Here is a 16,180-nt window from a genome sequence, read left to right as displayed (position 1 = left end):
ATTGTGGATTCGCGACGGTCGACGTGCCGCCGCTTCTACTGGCGGAGGAGTGGGGATGCCGCGTAAGGGCGACGAGTCGGCGGTGAGCCGGGGCGAGCAGATCCAGGCGGCCGAGCGGGAGGCGGCGAAGCGGCGGCTACTGGCCGAGGCGGAGGTGGACCGAACTCCGGTGGAGGAGACCACGCGAGCCGTACCGGATCGGCGGTGGCGTCGTGGGCAGCGTTGAGTTGTTGCCGGTCGGGCGGCGGGTGGCGTACTGGCGGGGTCGGCGGAAGTTGTCGCAGCAGGTGTTCGCCGACCGGCTCGGCAAGTCGAAGAGCTGGGTCGACAAGGTCGAGCGCGGCGTCCGGTCGCTGGACAAGCTGTCCACGCTCCAGGAGATCGCCCGCGTGCTCCGCATCGACACCGCCGCGCTTGTCGGCCAGGAGGGCGCCCCGGCCCAGGCGACGGGTCGCGGCGACGGCGTCGAGCGGATCAGGGCGGCGCTGTCCCGCTACGAGATCCCGTTGGGCAAGCCAGCGGGCGGCCCGGTGGTGCCGGTGGATCGGATGCTGCGGGATGTGGGGTACGCGTGGACGACGTTTCAGTACGCCCGGTACCCGCAGGTGATCGACCTGGCGCCCACCCTGCTTGTCAACGCGCAGCGCACCCACGCCGAGGCCCCGGAAGCGGGCCGGGCATCGTTGGTGGAGGCTTATCGGATCACCGCCGCGCTGCTGGTCAAGCTCGGTGACGTTGAGCTGGCGTGGCTGGCCGCCGACCGGGCGATGCTCGCCGCCACCGGCGACCGGGAGTTGGTGGCCGCCGCAGCCGTCCAGCTCGGGCAGGTGTTGCGCGCGCTCGGGCGGGCTCGGGCGGCGAGGTCGGTGATGCTCAGTGCCGCGTACCGGATCGCTCCATCCGTGATCGAGCACGGCACGCCGGCGGAGTTGTCCCTGTGCGGGACCCTGCTCATTCAGGCCAGTCTGGCCGCGGCGCAGGACGGCAGCGAGTCCGCAGCCGGCGAACTTCTCGACGAGGCCGCCGGTATGGCCGAGCGGGTCGGCGACGGGTACGACCATTACCGCACCGGATTCGGGCCTACCGCCGTCGACCTGGCTCGCGCCGCCGTGGCCGTGGAGAACGGCGACACCGACGAGGCGATCGCCTGGCACGAGAAGGCCGCCACGCGCTCCGGCTGGCGGTGGCTACCCGCCGAACACCGCGCCGCGCACCTGCTCGGCATCGCCCGGGCCCACCTGCATGCCGGGGACGTGGGCAACGCGGCTCGCATGCTGACCGAGGCCGAGCGCACCGCGCCGGCCGAGATCACGCACCGGCCTGTCGCCCGGGACATTCTCGCCGAGGTCGCCCGCGACCCGCGCGCGCCGACCACGATCGCGAAGCTCGCCGCCACGCTCGGGGTCGGCTGAGCAGCGCTACACGCGGATGAGGAGTACAGCAGTGAAGTACAGCAACCGTGCCAGCCGAACCAGGCCGAAAAGCGCCTCAGCAGGCCGTTTGACCTCGCATCGAGCCCGATCCAATCTGCTCGCCGAGAGTTCACACCGACTTGTTTCATGGTGGCCGGAGATCATGGTCTGCAGCCAGGATCTTCGAGGCGGTGGTCGGGGTCGCTCGCTTCACACCTGCCGCCTGCGGGCTGGCTTTTCTTCGGCCGAAGAGGTCACCGGTTCGATCCCCGTATCGCCCACGCAGGTCGAAGGCCACCTCCCAGCTTCGGGCGGTGGCCTTTCTGCTTGCGTACAGCAGTTCCGTCAGCGGCCGAGTGAGTCGCCGAGGCGTTTGAGTGCGTCTCTGCGGCTGCCGTACTGGCCGGCCACGAAGTGGCGTACCGAATCCTGGTCGGCCAGGTCCGGTGCTGTCGGTGACCTCGGCGGCGGCCTGCTCGCCCGCACTGGTACGGCGCACGGCCAGGACCATCGCTGCCGCCCGCACTGGCCAACGCCCGTCGGGTCTTGATCCCGATGCCCGCTCCGCCACCGGTGACGACGGCGCGCCGGCCGGTGCGATCGACGCTGTCGACCACCCCGGCGGCGGTCGAGGCGAAGCCGATCGTGTGGTGATCCGCTGGGTCACGTCAATCCGACGTCAAGAGTTCGAGGCGCCTCGTCACCCGACGTCAATCACGATCTTGCCGGTACCTGTGCCGCCCTCCACGATGGCATGGGCGTCGGCCACCGTGGCGAGGGTGAACCGCCGTGGATCGACGAGCGGCTGCAACGCTCCCTGGTCAGCCAGGACGGCCGCCTCGCGCAGAATCTCGCCGTGGTGCTCGCGTCCCTTGCCGGTCAGCATCGGCAGCAGGGCGAAGACTCCGGAGTAGCTGGCACCACGGAACGACAGCGGCGCGAGGCTGTGCGTACCCCACCCCAGAATGCTGACGACACGGCCGGTGTAGGTGCGTACCGCGGTGAAAGACAGGTCCAGGCCAGCGCCGCCGACGGTGTCGAGGACCACGTCGAAGCCCTCGCCGCCGGTGTACTCGGTGACGTAGTCCTCGACCGTCGTGCTCGTGTAGTCGATCGGAGTCGCCCCGAGCCGAGCGATGGTCTCCAAGCTTCGGGTCGATCCGGTGGCGAAGACCTCGGCGCCGCGGGCGCGGGCGAGCTGGAGGGCGATCCGCCCGACGCCGCCGGCGCCGCCGTGCACCAGTACCTGTTGGCCTGCCGTGACCCGCGCCCGGTCCACCAGCCCTTCCCAGGCGGTGATGACGGCCAGCGGCAGAGCTGCCGCCTCGCGCAGACTCAGCGACTCCGGCTTTCGGGCGAGCAACCGGGCGTCCACGGCGACGTACTCGGCGAGCGACCCTTGAAGATCACCCACGCCACCGGTCAGCCCGTACACCTCGTCACCGGCGTCGAAGCCGGTGACCTCCGGGCCGACCTCCGCCACGACACCGGCCAGGTCCAGACCGAGTACGGCCGGCGGCTGCACCCGGGCATGGGCGGCCTTTCCAGCTCGGATCTTGGTGTCCAGCGGGTTGACGCCACTCGCCGCGACCCGGACCAGTACCTGTCCGGGACCTGGTACCGGCTTCTCGATCTCCGTCAGGACCAGCGGGGCGCCGAATTCCTTGAGCACTACCGCGCGCATGTTGCTACCTCTCCTTCCAGTTCCTGATGGGGGTGCGCCGGCGGCGTCGGGCAGGGTACGCACGAACAGTACCGGCGCCCAGGAGGTCTGCCACCGGAATGCGATACCGGTCCGGGGCCGCGCCGACCAACTCGCCGGCCGGCTCACAACTCGATGACGAGCCGGCCTCGGACGCCGCCGGCCGCCAGGAGCCGATGGGCCTGCGCCGCCTGCTCCGGCGGGAAGGTGTCGGCGACCCGGAGGCTGAGCTGTCCTTCGTCGGCGAGCCGGCGGAGCAGGTCGAGCTTGTCGCGTCGCCCGTCGTAATCGTGCACGTGGGCGTGGACGAGGGTGACGCCGCTCGTCGCGGCCGCCCGCTCGAACGCCGCTTGGTCCGGCCCGCCGCGTACGTACGCCAGAGAGCCGCCGCGGCGGACGGCCGTGAGCAGCGGCGCGCCGATGACAGCGGCGTCGACGACGGCGTCGACGCCCTCGGCGGTGAGCGCGCGGAAGCGATCGGCGACCCCCGGCCCGCGGGCGACGACGCTGTCGGCGCCCAGCGACGCGACGAGATCGGCGTCCCGTGGGGCGGCGTCGGCCAGAACCCGGTGTCCGGCGGCCTTGGCCAGTTGTACGGCGTAGCCGCCGACCGCCCCGGCCGCGCCGGTGACGGCGAGCGTGCTGCCCTCCGCCAGGTGCAGCTGGTCCAGGGCGTGCAGGGCGGTGAGCCCGTTCATCGGGAGGGTGCTCGCCTCGGCGTGACTCGCCCCGACCGGTGCCGGGACGACCCACGACTCGGGAAGTACGACCCACTCGGCATAACCGCCGCCGGCGGGGCGGGTGGGGTTGACCATCGCCATCACCCGGTCGCCGACGGCGAGGCGGGTGTCGGTGCCGGGACCGATCTGGTCGATGGTGCCGGCCACGTCCAGGCCGGGGATGACCGGCTCGGTTCCGCGTTGCCGGATGGGCGTGACGCCGGCCCGGATCAGAGTGTCGGCGGGGTTGACGGACGCGGCGCGTACCCGGATCCGGACCTCGCCCGGTCCGGCGTGCGGGGTGGGCCGTCCGACGACCTCCAGTACGTCCGGTCCGCCGTGCCGTAGCAGTCCGATCGCTCTCATGTCATTGGCTCCAGATCTGGAGGCGGCCGGCGCCTCGGGGTGCTGGCCGCCGGGTGGTCGCTACAGGGATTGGGCGATGCCGGTGGCCGACGAGCGCTCGACGGCGTCGATGAGTCGGTGCCGGTTGAGGGCGTGCGCGAAGTCGGGCACGGTGTGGGTGCCGTCGGCCAGGTCGCGGGCCAACTGCGCGTAGAGCCGCGCGACGCTTCCGGCCGGGGTGCGGGCGAGATCCGCGGGGATCCCGTCCGAGTAGGACGCGGGGACTTCGATGGTGGTGGCGGTGGTGTCCGCGCCGCGGCCACCGGCGAGGGTGAGCTGGGCGACTTGCATGTTGCCCCAGTCCGAGGTCAGCACGAGGTCGCCGTCGCTGCCGTTGATCTCCCATCGGAGGTTGTCGCCGCGCGACGCGCCGCCCCGGTAGAAGACGGAGGCGGCCGCGCCGGAGGTGAGTGTGCCGATCAGGGCGACCTGATCGGGCACTGTGACGGGGATCCGGGTGCCGTCCTCGGCGATCGTCGTCTCCTTGCGCGCCACCACGAGGTTGGCCGCGACCTTGTCGAACTCACCGAGGACGACGTGCACCGGGTCGAGGGCGTGCAGCGTGGCGGAGGTGAGCGGGGTGGCGCCGTTGGTGTTGTCGAACCAGTACGCCTGGCTGCGGTTGGCCACCCCGCCCCACACCATGCCGGAGCCGACCAGGGTGGTGCCGAGCACCTCGCCGACGTATCCGTCCCGGATCAGGTCACGGGCGTGCCGGACCTCGGGGGCGTAGCGTCCCTGAAGCCCGACCACGGTACGGACGCCGGCCTGGCGGGCCAGTTCGGCGAGGCGCTCGGCCTCGGCCAGGCCGTTGGCGAGCGGCCACTCGCTGTAGACCATCTTGCCCGCCTCGAGCGCCGCCGAGATCAGCTCGAAGTGCTGGGTGACCTGCACCGCGACGACCACCAGGTCCACTCCGGGGTGGTTGATGAGGTCGCGGTGGTCGTCGTATCCGGGCACCCCGTACCTGGCCGCCGCGGCCTCCGCCGAGCTGCGCCGGGACGTGCTGACCGCGCGCAGGTCGAAGGACGGTGACGCCGCGATCGCCGGCAGGTGCGAGACCGACGCCCACGCGCCGGGCCCGATGATGCCCACACCTGTCTGTTTCATCCTCTATCCTCCATCAACTATCTTGAGTGATCGTTACAGAATTCGGCCATGAAAAAGGGACACCTGTCCCTGACTGGGTCAGTCCAGGCAGCTCAGCGCGACCTCGGCGGAACGCATCAGGGCCGACCGGTCGGGGTTGATCCCGCCCATCACCCGTAGGCCCTGAAGGCTGGTGACCAGGAAGGCGGCGAGGTCCGAGGCGCTGCGTCCGGCGCGGATCTGACCCCGCAGTTGTCCCTCGGCGAGCACGTCGAAGAGGGCGGACTCCAGCGAACGGGTGGTCGACCGGAGCCGCTCGGCGACCCGCAGGTCGTCGCGGGCCCGCTCGACCGTGGCGCTGACGATCAGGCATGCCCGGTGTTTCCCGTCCCGGGCGATCTCATCCACGGCGGCGACGAAAACCTCGCGGATCACCTCCCGGGCGTTGTTGCCCGAATGCAGCATGTCGATCAGGGGCGTCGCGTACCGCTGCCGGTAGAGGTCGAGCGCGGCCAGGTACAACCCTTCCTTGCTACCGAAGGCGGCATAGATCGAGCCGCTGCCCAGGCCGGTTGCCTCGCTCAGGTCGCGGATCGAGGTCCCCTCGTAGCCGTGGCGCCGGAACGCCTCCATGGCCGCGGCCACCGCCGCGTCGACGTCGAACTCCCGGGTGCGAGCCATGCGCCAACCGTACGGGAAACTGGAACGACCGACAAAGAATTGTGGCTCCGCCCACCCTTGGCCGCCAGACCCTCAGTTGGTGGGTGCGCCGGCGCGTAGGTCCGGGGCGATGTCACCGGTCGACTGCATGTGCCGGATGCCGTCGGTGATCGCCTTCTGCCAGCGCCACATGAGCCCGGTCCTGGGTGGTGAGCCCCGGCCTCGGTATCGGCGACAAGCCCGCCGGCTACGCCCCGCCGGTGTTCAACGGCGCCACCCACCCCGCCAAGTAGTGAAGGAACTCGACATGGCACCGAACAACGGCACCCTCATTCGTGAGTTCGTCGAGGCGTTCAACACCAGAGACGCCGACCGCCTCGCCCCGTACCTGCACCCCGACGTGGTGTTCAACTGGCGCCGGTGATGAACATGGCGATCTACGAGATCCGGGACGGGAAGATCGCCGCCTGGCGGGACTGCACCAATCCGCAGTACGCCAGCAAGCTCGTCAGCGGCTGACCCACCCACGTGCCCGTGGCCGCGAACCCGCCGCCGGGTCTCGTGGCCACGGGCCGCAACCTTCTGGGGGACGACACGCGCAGGCTATGCCGTCGGCCTGGCGTCGTGCAGGATCTGGGCCAGCTCGGCCGGTCGGCTGAGCATCGGCCAGTGCCACGTCGGCAGTTCCTCGTAGCGCCACGAGTCGCCGGCCATGTGTCGGCACAGCGGCACGGCGCCGGCCATCCCGCGTGCCTGCTCGGCGGTGAAGCTCGACAGCACGCCGAGGCGGGGCAGCTTCTCCCACGCCCCGGTGAGCCGCACCGGGCTGGTGGCGGTCGCCCACGGTTGGGCCACCGACCGCTCGTCGAGCAGCGCGACGACCGAGTCGTCCACACCTGCTGCCGCCGCCAGTTGGGCCCACGGCGGGGGTGGCAGCCGCCAGCCGTCGCCGTGCTCGGCGACCAGCGCCGCGTTGCGGTCACGCTCCTGGGGTGGGTTGAAGTCGTCGTTCGCCGCCCCGTCGGGTAACGGGCCGGTGTCGACGAAGACCAGTTGGGCGATGCGGTCGGTCATGCGGTCGGCGGCGGTGGTCGTCACCACCGCGCCGGCGTAGCTGTGCCCGACGAGGACCACGTCGTGCAGGTCCTCGTAGCGCAGCAGGTTGACCACGTCGGTGACGTGGACGTCGAGGTCGATGTCCGGGCGGGCCAGGTGGGCGCGCTCGCCCAGGCCGGTCAGGCTCAGCGGATACACCTCGTGGCCCTGCCCACGCAGGGCGGCGGCGACCGGGCGCCAGGCCCACGCGCCGAGCCAGAACCCGGGAACCAGTACGAATGTCGTCATGCGTGCCACGCTACGATCAATACCGGACAGATTCCGCCCGGATGAGGAGTCGAACTTGGCCCGGCCCACCGCGCGGGTGCTCGCGCTGCTGGAGATCCTCCAGGCGGGTGGCGGCTTCACCGTCGCTGACCTGGCCGGTCGGCTGGGCGTCGACGAGCGCACGGTCCGCCGCTACGCCGCGCACCTCGCCGACCTCGGCATCCCGGTCGAGGCCCGGCGCGGTCGCTACGGCGGGTACCGGCTCGCGCCCGGATACAAGCTGCCGCCCCTGATGCTCACCGACGAGGAGGCGGTCGCCGTCATGCTCGGGCTCGTCGCCGCCACCCGGGCGGGGCTGGTCACCACGGAGGGCGCGGCCGCCGAGAGCGCGACCGCGAAGATCCGCCGGGTGCTGCCGGCCGTCCTCGCCCGGCGGATCGATTCACTGCTGGGCACCGTGGACTTCACCGCACCGATCCCCAGGTCCGCCCCGCCCGGCATCGAGGTGCTGCTGGTGCTCGCCGAAGCGGCCCGACACCAGCAACCGGTGAGCATCACCTACACCAGCTGGCGCGGCCGGTCCGGCGAGCGGCAGCTCGACCCGTACGGGCTGGTCTTCCACGCCGGCCGGTGGTACGTCACCGGTCACGACCACCACCGCGGGGCCGTGCGGACGTTCCGGCTCGACCGGATCGGGACGGCCCGCCCCACCCAGGGCAGGTTCGACGTCCCGGCCGGCTTCGATCCCACCACGCAGGTACTCGCCGGTCTGGCGGCCGTGCCGTACGCGCACGACATCTCCGTGGTCCTGCACACCAGCCTGGAGGAGGCGCGGCGACGGATCCCGCCGTCGGTCGGCGCGCTGACCGAGGTGCCCGGCGGAGCGCGCCTCACCACCCGGGTCGAACGGCTCGACGGGGCAGCGCAGATGCTCGCCGGGCTCGGCTGGCCGTTCACGATCGACCGGCCGCAGGAACTCAGGGACGAGGTACGCGCCCTGGCCGCCCGACTGCTCACCGACGCCGACGACGTGCGGGCCGGTGGTCGTTAGGCTGCCCTTATGGTCCGGGACGAACTGCTGCGGCTGCGCGCCAGGGCGGAGGCCGAGGCGGCGACGCTGGCCCAGGATCTGCAGGCGCTGTTCCTGGCGTCGCGGGATTCGAATGCCGACGACGAGCACGACCCGGAGGGCGCCACCATCGGCTTCGAACGCGCCCAGTTGACCGCGCTGCTGGCCGGGGCGCGCAAGCGGATCGCCGACGTCGACGACGCGCTGCGTCGGGTGGACGCGGCGACCTACGGCGTCTGCGAGCGATGTGGGCAGCCGATCGGCGAGGAACGGCTCGCCGCGCGGCCGTTCGCCCGCTTCTGCATCAAATGCGCGTAAGCCGTCAAGGGTCCGCGGATGCCGTCCGGCCTACAGGAAGCGCTCCGGATCGAAGCTGTCCAGGTCGATGATGCGAACCCGGGGAAGGACGTTGGTGAAGCAGCCCGCGTCCTCCTCGATGTCGAACACCTGCAGGCCCGGCAGGTCGGCGAAGCCGGCGTTGAGGAACTCCTTGAACCCGACGACCGCAACCTGGTGATCACTTCGTAGGAGGTCGTCGATCTGCGGCAGGAAGTCGCCGTCGTGGCTGGCCAGCATCACATTGCCCGAGCGCCGGGCGATAGCCTCCAACGTCCGCTGGATGCCGATGTCCACCACCTTCTGATCCGCGGATCCCGCGAGCGGAACGGGCCGGTAGTCCAAGCTCAGGAGGGCCCGGACGAAGGGCATCGGCAGACCGCCGCCCGAGGCGTTGAGAAAGAACAGCGCCTTCACCGGTTGCTGCCAGGTGTCCTGCGCGAAGTCCCGCAGACGCTCCCACCGGGGTCGTTCCGCCGGGGCCGGCCGGCGCTCCAGAACACTGTTGCCGAGAGTGGCATCGATGTTCTCCCCGTCCACGATGAGGTACGTGACGGGTGCGGTGGTGCCGGGCATGGTGTGCCTTTCGAGTCGAGCAACGAGCGTGGACCGGTCGAGCCCGAGCGTCTGACGTGCCGGAGGATGCCGTGCTCATGGTCAAGGGTATGGCCTGCCGATCCGGCCGGCAGACAGCATCCGCCGATCCACTCGTTGCGCGCCGCAGGTTCGGCCCTCCTGGTCCGCGGTGCGGGTACGTCGCCCCCCTTGACCTGCCATTTGCTGCTTTACTATGGTGCTAGTAAAGCAGTAGGGGGTTCCGTGTTCGTCTTCCGGCTCGACACCCACTCCGGCGTGCCGCCGTACCTGCAACTCGTCCAGCAGGTCCGCCAGGCGGTGCTGCTGGGCTTCCTCCAGCCCGGTGACCGCCTCCCGCTCATCCGCGAGGTGGTCGAGGACCTGGCGATCAATCCGAACACCGTCGCCAAGGCCTACCGCCAGATGGAGCAGGAGAACCTGGTCACCGGCCGGCCCGGCCAGGGCACGTTCGTCAACGAGCAGCAGTCCGCCGCGATGCCGGCGTCGACGTACACGTCGTTGCGTCGCGGCCTGGCGGCCTGGCTGCGCCGCGCCTACGCGGCCGGCCTCGACGAGCAGGCGGTCAACGCGATCTTCACGTCCGTCCACCAGCAGACCAGGAATGAGGACGTGGCGTGACAGCGACCGGGTTCGCGCTGCGCACCGACGGCGTGGGCAAGCGGTACCGGAAGGGCTGGGCGCTGCGCGACTGCACGCTCGCCCTGCCGGCGGGCGGCGTGATCGCCCTGGTCGGGCCGAACGGCGCGGGCAAGACCACGCTGCTGCGCCTGGTCGTCGGGTTGCTGGCGCCGAGCACCGGCACGGTGGAGGTCCTCGGCCACGACGTCACCGCCAGCACCCCGCAGACGCTGTCCCGGGTCGGGTTCCTGGCCCAGGACCACCCGCTGTACAGGCGCTTCACCGTCGCCGAGCTGCTCCGCTTCGGCCGGGCCTGCAACCTGCGGTTCGACCAGGGGCTGGCCGAGCGCCGGCTGGCGAAGCTGGGCATCCCGCTCGACCGCCGGGCCGGCACGCTCTCCGGCGGGCAGCAGGCGCAGGTCGCGTTGGCCCTGGCCCTGGCGAAGCGCCCGGACCTGCTCGTCCTCGACGAGCCGGTGGCCAGCCTCGATCCGCTGGCCCGGCACGAGTTCCTCCAGGTCCTCATGGGCGCGGTGGCCGAAGGCGGGGTGACCGTCCTGTTCTCCTCCCACGTCGTGCACGAGCTGGAGCGCGTCTGCGACCACTTGGTGGTGCTCAACCAGGGCCGGGTCACGCTCACCGGTGACATCGACACCCTGCTCGCCGAGCACCGGCTGCTCGTCGGTCCGCGCACGGCCACCGACCTCGACCGGGCCGGCGCCGTCGTGGAGGCCGTCCACAGCGACCGGCACACGACCCTGCTGGTACGCGACGGTGGGCTCCCGACCGCGCCCGGCTGGCAGGCCCGACCGGTCGCGCTGGAGGACCTGGTGCTGGCGTACCTGCGCCGGCCGTCCGGGCCGAGCGCCCCGGTCACCTCGGAGGTGGCGGCGTGACGTGGTTGATCTGGCGCCAGCACCGGACCGAGGTCTGCGTCCTGGGTCTGCTCGTCGGCGTGTTCGGCATCGCCCTGCTCGTGCTCGGGACGCAGGCCCACGACCTGTTCCCCGGCGGTGCCGCCCGCTGTGCGGGACAGGCCGGTGGCACCGACGCCTGCGCGGCCTCCTTCCGCCGGCTCGACGAGGAGTACGGCTACGTCGAGAACCTCCTGGCCGCCTTCTACCTGGTCCCGGTCGTCATCGGTGCGTTCCTCGGCGCGCCGCTGCTCGCGCGGGAGCTGGAGGACGGCACCTGGCAGCTCGCCTGGACGCAGGCCGTGCCGCGGATGCGCTGGCTGGCGGCCAAGCTCGCGGCCCTGGCCGGCGTCACCGTCGCGCTCACCGGGATGTTCACCGCGGTGCTCACCTGGTTCCGTCAGCCGTTCGACGCGTGGGAGGGGCGGTTCCAGTACGACGCCTTCGACCTGGAGGGAGTCGTCCCGGTGGCGTACGCGCTGTTCGCCTTCGGCGTCGCCACCGCCGCCGGGGCGATCCTGCGGCGCAGCCTGCCCGCGTTCGGCGTCGCGTTCGGGGCGTTCCTCGCCGCCCGGATGTCGGTGGCGCTGCTGGCCCGTCCCGCGTACGCCACGCCGCTGACCAGCATGGAGCCGGTCCCCGTCGGCGGCGCGACGGACCGGGCGGGGCACCTGCCGAGCTTCGCCGACTGGACCATCGACCACGGCTACGCGGACGCGACCGGGCGCAGGCTGAGCGGCACCGAGTACGCCGAACTGGAGGGCGCCGCCGACCGGGCCGGCACCAACCTCAACCAGTTCCTGCACGAGCGGGGCATCCAGCAGTTCGGGGTCTACCACCCGGCCGACCGGTTCTGGACGTTCCAGCTCATCGAGGCGGCCCTGTTCGTCGCCGTCGCCGCGGTCCTGATCGGGGTGGTGGCGTGGCGGGTGCGGCGCCGCATGGTCTAGTGCCCTGACCGAGGATCGCTCCGGGGAAGCCTGACCCAGCGTCCGGGTGTCACGCCCGGCTCAGACCGAGCGCCTCGTCCACCCGGTCCAGCACCGTCGTGTCGTCGTGGCCGACGCCGCGCAGCAGGTCGATCGCGGTTGCCCGGATCTGTCCGACGATCATGGTGACCGGCAGCGGCGGGTCGGTCCGCAGCAGGCCCGCGGCGATCCGGACCGCCTCCAGGGCCGCCGCGTCGGCCTGCTGCGCGTGCCGGTCCGCGTCGGCGCCGCTGAGGTCGCGGGCCAGAGCCTCCCCGGCCGACCGTACGGCGGCGGTCAGCGCGCCGATCGCGGCGGCCAGCTCCGGCGGCGTGGCGGTGTGCCGGCGGGTCAGGGTCACGCCGGCGCGGGCCAGCACCCGGATGTTGCGGGCGGCGTAGTCGAGCTGCCGCAGCGTCGCCTCCACCTCGACGAGCTTGCCCAGGTGCCGGCGGCGCAGTCCCAGCCGCAGCGTCTCACCGGTGGCGAGCACGGCGGACTGCAGGTGGGCGACGCAGTCGTCCACCTGCCGGGCCTGGTCCAGCGCGTCCCGGGCGGCGTCCTCGTCGCAGCTCCGCAGCGCCGCGTTCACCTGGTCGAGCAGGTCGGCCAGGTCGGTGTAGCTGCGCCGGGCCTGCGCCACCAGCGGCTCCAGCGGGTCACGGGCGGCCATCACCTGGCTGGCGGCCAGCGCCACCGCGCCGCCGATGAGCGCGTCGACGAAGCGGAACGGCATCAGCGTCCCGCTGGGCGCGGCGACCACGACCAGGTACATGGCCGAGACGCTGGCCTGCACGACGAGGGCACGTCGGGCCCCGATCACCACGAGCGTCGTGGTGGTCAGCACCAGCACCAGCAGGACCGTGCCGGTGCCCGGGCCCAGCGCGTACACCAGCAGCTCCGCGGCGAGCACGGCGGCGGCCACGGCGAGCAGGATCTCGACGGTCTGCCGCAGCCGTCGCCCGCGGGACTCGCCGAGCACGACGAGCGCGGCGGTCGGGGCGAAGAACGGGTCCGGGTGACGGATCACCACCGCCGCCACGATCCAGGCGACCACCGCGGCGCTGGTCAGCTCGATCACGGTCATCCCGTCGCCCCGCAACCGCGCGACGGCGTCGCGCCCCCATGTCCGCACCGGTGGTGGTCCTCTCGCCGGGCGGACCGGGACCGGCCGCCGATCGATCTTCTGCGAGGAAGCCCACTACCCCGCCCGTGACCTGCTCAATCGCTCAGGCGGCGGGCGGCCGACCGGCCGCGCACCCCGTGGTGGCGAACGCGCCGTGTTTGATCATGACGCGGTGGCGTTCTGCCGCGAGCGAACCCCTTGTCCCGGTGCGGGGCGCTGGAGAGGATCGGTCGATGGATCTCCATGCTGCGGAACGGCAGCTGCAAGCCGCTCAGCGCGGGGGCGATGTCGATTCCCTCGACGCGCTCCTGCACCCCCGGGTCGTGGCTGCGGGACCGGACGGGTCGATCTTCTCGAAGGACGATGACCTGGAGAGCTATCGCTCGGGGGCCCTGCGCATCACCAACCTGGTGGAGGAGTCGCTCGACGTCCAGGAAGACGGTGAGACCGGGGTGACCCGCACGGTCGCTGTGGTCGATGCGGTGCAGGGCGGTGCCGTGGTGTCCGCGCGGCTGCTCTACACCCGGCTGTGGGTGCGTGAGGACGGCAACTGGCGGGTGTTGGCCGCCACCCTCGCCCCGGTCCGGTGAGCCTGTTCGGCGGGTCCTCGGTGTGGCCACGGCGTTGCCCTCACTGGGCAGCGAATCATGTTTTGCTGTGTTTCCTCCAGAAGGAAGTATCAAGCTCCGCCGGCGCACGCGGCACGACGAGGCCGCTTCCAGCGATGAGCGAGCGGCGATCGGTTCCTTCAACGGCTGTCGAGGTTGGTGCACCGCAACTCGCTTGACCGGTGCGGTCCGCTCACGATGGGGTGGCGCCGTGAGTAAACTGTGGACCGCCCCCGGGGACGATCCCAGGACTTTCGGTGAGCCCGTCGGCGAGAAGGCGACCTACCGGGAGTACCTCGGCAACTACCGTCTCACCATAGAGATGAAGTGCGACGGACTGGACGCCGAGCAGCTCGGTCGACGCTCGGTGCCGCCCAGCACCCTGAGCTTGCTCGGCCTGGTCCGCCATCTGGCTCAGATGGAGAACCACTGGTTCCAGCGTGTGCTGCAAGGGCGGACCGACGCACCGTGCCTCTACCAGCACGAGGACGACCCAGACTGGGACTTCGGGGGCGCGGACCCCGACCCGGCGGTGGTGAAGGACGCCTTCGCCACCTGGAAGGCCGAGATCGCCAAGGCGGATGAATGGCTCGACGCCCTCGAGGAGGCCGACCTGGGCCGCGAGGTACCGGCCGACGGTGGCAGCCACGCCACGCGCGACGTACTTCTTCATGTGATCGAGGAGTATGCGCGGCACGCTGGCCACGCCGACCTTCTGCGCGAGTGCATCGATGGGCGAACCGGCCTGTGACCCATCGGGGCGGTGGGTCAGCGAAAGGAGCGCCGTCCGGGTGCGACCTCACCGCGAGGAACGGCGGTGAAGCAGAATCGAGCATCGTCACGCCGCCGACCTGCACCTGAGCGACGGCCGTCGCGACTGACAGGCGTCCGCCCGTACCGCGATCGCCGCTCGACGGTGGATGCGGGGTGACGCCGGCAGGGTCCTCGGGCGGCGCCTGAATGAAGCTGCACGGCTCATCGCCGTCGGCGGGGGGTCCCGCATCCGACGTCGACGGTCATCCCTGCCGATCGGCACGACGCCGGTGGGCGATCGCCAGCGCGTCGGCGGCCAACGAGTCGGGGCCGCCGACGCGCCAGCTCGCGGTCTCGGCCGCGACTGCGTCCACGTCGCCGCGCTCGGCGTGCGCGTAGGCGCGGATGACGGCGCCGCTCCACGTCCCGTCCGGCCAACGGCCGGCCCGCCACCGGCCGGAGGCGAGTTGCTCGGCGCGGGCCTGGGCGGCTCGTTCGCGGTCCTCCTCGATGGCGGCGAGCATCGCCTCGACGTCGCCGAGCCAGCTCTCCATGCGGGGCAGGTTCCGCGCCAGCCAGGTCTGCACGACGGCGGCGGCACGTTCCACGTCGGCTTGGGCGGACAGCGAGAACCTGTGGTCGGGCATCGCCGCGCCGTCGTCGGTCGCCACCAGGCGATGACGCCAGACGCCGTGGTGCGGCGTCGCGTCGCGGAGCGGATCGTCCGCTCCGAAGAAGTACCGCAGGTGCGGTGCGAGCAGCACCCCGACATTGATGAAGAACTCGACCTCACCCCCCAGCGCGGCGGTGCGTTGGATGTCGAGCGCAATCCCGTTGCCCTCTGGGTGGAAATGCCGGAAGACCAGCCCTCGGCGGACGAAGCCGGCGGCTGTCAGGTCGGCTTCGACGAGCTCGACGAACCGTCGCAGCAAGGCGTTCACGAGGCCGCAGAGTACCGTCCCCGCCCGCCGACCTCGTGGCCCTGTTCGGACCGGGACTCGTGCGCATCGAGCTGCCGAGCCGTCAACCCCGTGGGGTCGCTCCGCGGGCGCCACTGATAACGGCTGGTCGGCCCGTTCGTTGATCAGTGGTCCGGTTGCCGTGGGGGGAGCCGGTCGGTCCGCGCGAACGCCCGTCGACGGGCCCACCGGGCGAACAGGTTCAACCCCAGGGCGTACGCGGCGGCGCTCACCAGCAGCGCGACGCCGGCGCCGCGCCCCCCATCGCCCACCACCACCGGAGGTACGGCCCAGACATCCGTCGACAGTCCGGCCAGTGCGACCGCCGTGCCGGCCGCGATCGGCGGGACGACCCACAACAGCCCGGACGGCGCGTCGAACCGGTCGTCCTGCAGCAGCCCCGTCAGGGTGGCGGCGAACCAGCCGAGCAGGAACAGCAGCACGAGCGGCCAGCGCGTCGCGGGTCGGCGCAGGCGTCTCCCGAGCAGCGTGCCGAGGCCGACGCCGGCGGCGGCGTAGAGCGGGTACGCGGCCACCTCGCCCAGGAGGGCCCGCACCAGGACCGGGTCGTCGAGCGCACCGGTCGTGAAGAAGATGCCCTCGCGGGCCCGGGCGAGCGGGTACGCGACCGCGGCGGCCACCCCGGCCAGGAGCACCGCGAGCGGGACTGCCACCGCCAGCGCTCTCGCCTGCGTGTTCCGGACGGCGAGGGCGGCGCCGGCCAGTAACGCCAACGCCTGCCCACACAGGACGCCGGAGGTGTATCGGAAGATGCGCGTGGTGTGAAGCAGCTCGTACTGCTGTGCGTCGCCCTGCGCGTCGTAGTTGACCCAGAAACTGTAGAACCCGTCGTTGAACGGCATCGCCACGAACACCAACAGCGCCATCGCCGGCACCGACCAGACAGCAGGGTGCGTCACGG

The 16,180-nt window shown here is 71.8% G+C and carries 19 protein-coding genes; 10 read left to right on the top strand and 9 right to left on the bottom strand.

Annotated features, from left to right (window positions below; all coding sequences use genetic code 11):
• The first annotated feature begins 55 nt into the window (after positions 1–55).
• Positions 56–226 (top strand): hypothetical protein, encoded by a 171-nt coding sequence (locus CO540_RS30340; protein ID WP_172967821.1) that lies wholly within the window; start codon positions 56–58, stop codon positions 224–226.
• On the top strand, positions 213–1,412 hold the full coding sequence (locus tag CO540_RS10355) for a helix-turn-helix domain-containing protein (RefSeq protein WP_253866603.1): 1,200 nt from the start codon (positions 213–215) through the stop codon (positions 1,410–1,412). The genes CO540_RS30340 and CO540_RS10355 overlap by 14 nt, the downstream gene beginning before the upstream one ends.
• 700 nt (positions 1,413–2,112) lie before the next feature.
• On the opposite strand, the gene CO540_RS10350 is transcribed toward CO540_RS10355, so the two are convergent.
• The 4 genes from CO540_RS10350 to CO540_RS10335 all read right to left on the bottom strand — a co-directional run bounded on the left by CO540_RS10350 (position 2,113) and on the right by CO540_RS10335 (position 6,008).
• Positions 2,113–3,096: a zinc-dependent alcohol dehydrogenase family protein gene (locus CO540_RS10350; RefSeq protein WP_099161875.1), complete on the bottom strand. Its 984-nt coding sequence runs from the start codon at positions 3,094–3,096 to the stop codon at positions 2,113–2,115.
• A gap of 143 nt (positions 3,097–3,239) precedes the next feature.
• On the bottom strand, positions 3,240–4,199 hold the full coding sequence (locus CO540_RS10345) for an NADP-dependent oxidoreductase (protein WP_099161874.1): 960 nt from the start codon (positions 4,197–4,199) through the stop codon (positions 3,240–3,242).
• A 60-nt stretch (positions 4,200–4,259) separates the two neighbouring features.
• On the bottom strand, positions 4,260–5,348 hold the full coding sequence (locus CO540_RS10340; RefSeq protein WP_099161873.1) for a Gfo/Idh/MocA family protein: 1,089 nt from the start codon (positions 5,346–5,348) through the stop codon (positions 4,260–4,262).
• A 78-nt stretch (positions 5,349–5,426) separates the two neighbouring features.
• Positions 5,427–6,008: a TetR/AcrR family transcriptional regulator gene (locus tag CO540_RS10335; RefSeq protein WP_099161872.1), complete on the bottom strand. Its 582-nt coding sequence runs from the start codon at positions 6,006–6,008 to the stop codon at positions 5,427–5,429.
• A gap of 286 nt (positions 6,009–6,294) precedes the next feature.
• Here CO540_RS10335 and CO540_RS30560 point away from each other — a divergent pair, with 286 nt between their 5' ends.
• Positions 6,295–6,411 (top strand): nuclear transport factor 2 family protein, encoded by a 117-nt coding sequence (locus CO540_RS30560; RefSeq protein ID WP_216642359.1) that lies wholly within the window; start codon positions 6,295–6,297, stop codon positions 6,409–6,411.
• A gap of 179 nt (positions 6,412–6,590) precedes the next feature.
• Here CO540_RS30560 and CO540_RS10320 read toward each other — a convergent pair whose 3' ends face one another.
• Complete coding sequence (locus tag CO540_RS10320; RefSeq protein ID WP_099161871.1) at positions 6,591–7,331, bottom strand: alpha/beta fold hydrolase; 741 nt, start codon at positions 7,329–7,331, stop codon at positions 6,591–6,593.
• Positions 7,332–7,386: 55 nt separating this feature from the next.
• Between CO540_RS10320 and CO540_RS10315 the strand changes: the two genes are divergently transcribed.
• Positions 7,387–8,361 (top strand): YafY family protein, encoded by a 975-nt coding sequence (locus CO540_RS10315; protein WP_099161870.1) that lies wholly within the window; start codon positions 7,387–7,389, stop codon positions 8,359–8,361.
• 9 nt (positions 8,362–8,370) lie between these two features.
• On the top strand, positions 8,371–8,697 hold the full coding sequence (locus CO540_RS10310) for a TraR/DksA C4-type zinc finger protein (RefSeq protein WP_091579045.1): 327 nt from the start codon (positions 8,371–8,373) through the stop codon (positions 8,695–8,697).
• A gap of 30 nt (positions 8,698–8,727) precedes the next feature.
• Here CO540_RS10310 and CO540_RS10305 read toward each other — a convergent pair whose 3' ends face one another.
• Positions 8,728–9,291 (bottom strand): NYN domain-containing protein, encoded by a 564-nt coding sequence (locus tag CO540_RS10305; protein WP_099161869.1) that lies wholly within the window; start codon positions 9,289–9,291, stop codon positions 8,728–8,730.
• Positions 9,292–9,534: 243 nt separating this feature from the next.
• On the opposite strand from CO540_RS10305, the gene CO540_RS10300 reads away from it, so the two are divergent.
• The 3 genes from CO540_RS10300 to CO540_RS10290 are packed head-to-tail and all read left to right on the top strand — an operon-like array spanning position 9,535 to position 11,794.
• Positions 9,535–9,930: a GntR family transcriptional regulator gene (locus CO540_RS10300; protein WP_091579039.1), complete on the top strand. Its 396-nt coding sequence runs from the start codon at positions 9,535–9,537 to the stop codon at positions 9,928–9,930.
• Positions 9,927–10,826 (top strand): ABC transporter ATP-binding protein, encoded by a 900-nt coding sequence (locus CO540_RS10295; RefSeq protein WP_099161868.1) that lies wholly within the window; start codon positions 9,927–9,929, stop codon positions 10,824–10,826. Before CO540_RS10300 ends, CO540_RS10295 begins: the two co-directional genes overlap by 4 nt.
• A complete protein-coding gene (locus CO540_RS10290; protein WP_099161867.1) occupies positions 10,823–11,794 on the top strand; it encodes an ABC transporter permease subunit in 972 nt (323 codons plus the stop codon). The genes CO540_RS10295 and CO540_RS10290 overlap by 4 nt, the downstream gene beginning before the upstream one ends.
• Positions 11,795–11,843: 49 nt before the next feature.
• Here CO540_RS10290 and CO540_RS10285 read toward each other — a convergent pair whose 3' ends face one another.
• Positions 11,844–12,947: an FUSC family protein gene (locus tag CO540_RS10285; protein ID WP_099161866.1), complete on the bottom strand. Its 1,104-nt coding sequence runs from the start codon at positions 12,945–12,947 to the stop codon at positions 11,844–11,846.
• Between the two features lie 224 nt (positions 12,948–13,171).
• Between CO540_RS10285 and CO540_RS10280 the strand changes: the two genes are divergently transcribed.
• Both CO540_RS10280 and CO540_RS30880 read left to right on the top strand, forming a co-directional pair.
• The gene (locus tag CO540_RS10280; protein ID WP_099164694.1) at positions 13,172–13,528 is read left to right on the top strand and encodes a nuclear transport factor 2 family protein; all 357 of its coding nucleotides are present in this window, start codon (positions 13,172–13,174) and stop codon (positions 13,526–13,528) included.
• Between the two features lie 229 nt (positions 13,529–13,757).
• Entirely contained in the window at positions 13,758–14,297 is a 540-nt protein-coding gene (locus CO540_RS30880) for a DinB family protein (RefSeq protein WP_253866601.1), read from the top strand.
• 265 nt (positions 14,298–14,562) lie between these two features.
• Here CO540_RS30880 and CO540_RS10270 read toward each other — a convergent pair whose 3' ends face one another.
• Together CO540_RS10270 and CO540_RS10265 are read right to left on the bottom strand one after the other, a co-directional pair.
• Positions 14,563–15,240, bottom strand: a complete 678-nt coding sequence (locus CO540_RS10270; RefSeq protein WP_099161864.1) for a hypothetical protein — start codon at positions 15,238–15,240, stop codon at positions 14,563–14,565.
• 143 nt (positions 15,241–15,383) lie between these two features.
• The gene (locus CO540_RS10265) at positions 15,384–16,178 is read right to left on the bottom strand and encodes a hypothetical protein (RefSeq protein WP_157779101.1); all 795 of its coding nucleotides are present in this window, start codon (positions 16,176–16,178) and stop codon (positions 15,384–15,386) included.
• Positions 16,179–16,180 lie beyond the last annotated feature (2 nt).

The organism is Micromonospora sp. WMMA2032 (genome assembly GCF_002688545.1).
Lineage (GTDB): Bacteria > Actinomycetota > Actinomycetes > Mycobacteriales > Micromonosporaceae > Micromonospora > Micromonospora sediminicola.
The sequence above is the reverse complement of the archived record's forward strand: the minus strand, read 5'-3'. Positions and strand labels throughout refer to the sequence as shown.

Coding starts and splice junctions, on each gene's coding strand:
- CO540_RS30340 (WP_172967821.1), top strand. CDS start 56: ATGCCGCGTAAGGGCGACGAGTCGGCGGTGAGCCGGGGCGAGCAGATC.
- CO540_RS10310 (WP_091579045.1), top strand. CDS start 8,371: ATGGTCCGGGACGAACTGCTGCGGCTGCGCGCCAGGGCGGAGGCCGAG.
- CO540_RS10350 (WP_099161875.1), bottom strand. CDS start 3,096: ATGCGCGCGGTAGTGCTCAAGGAATTCGGCGCCCCGCTGGTCCTGACG.
- CO540_RS10305 (WP_099161869.1), bottom strand. CDS start 9,291: ATGCCCGGCACCACCGCACCCGTCACGTACCTCATCGTGGACGGGGAG.
- CO540_RS10335 (WP_099161872.1), bottom strand. CDS start 6,008: ATGGCTCGCACCCGGGAGTTCGACGTCGACGCGGCGGTGGCCGCGGCC.
- CO540_RS30560 (WP_216642359.1), top strand. CDS start 6,295: ATGGCACCGAACAACGGCACCCTCATTCGTGAGTTCGTCGAGGCGTTC.
- CO540_RS10280 (WP_099164694.1), top strand. CDS start 13,172: ATGGATCTCCATGCTGCGGAACGGCAGCTGCAAGCCGCTCAGCGCGGG.
- CO540_RS10340 (WP_099161873.1), bottom strand. CDS start 5,348: ATGAAACAGACAGGTGTGGGCATCATCGGGCCCGGCGCGTGGGCGTCG.
- CO540_RS10320 (WP_099161871.1), bottom strand. CDS start 7,331: ATGACGACATTCGTACTGGTTCCCGGGTTCTGGCTCGGCGCGTGGGCC.
- CO540_RS10345 (WP_099161874.1), bottom strand. CDS start 4,199: ATGAGAGCGATCGGACTGCTACGGCACGGCGGACCGGACGTACTGGAG.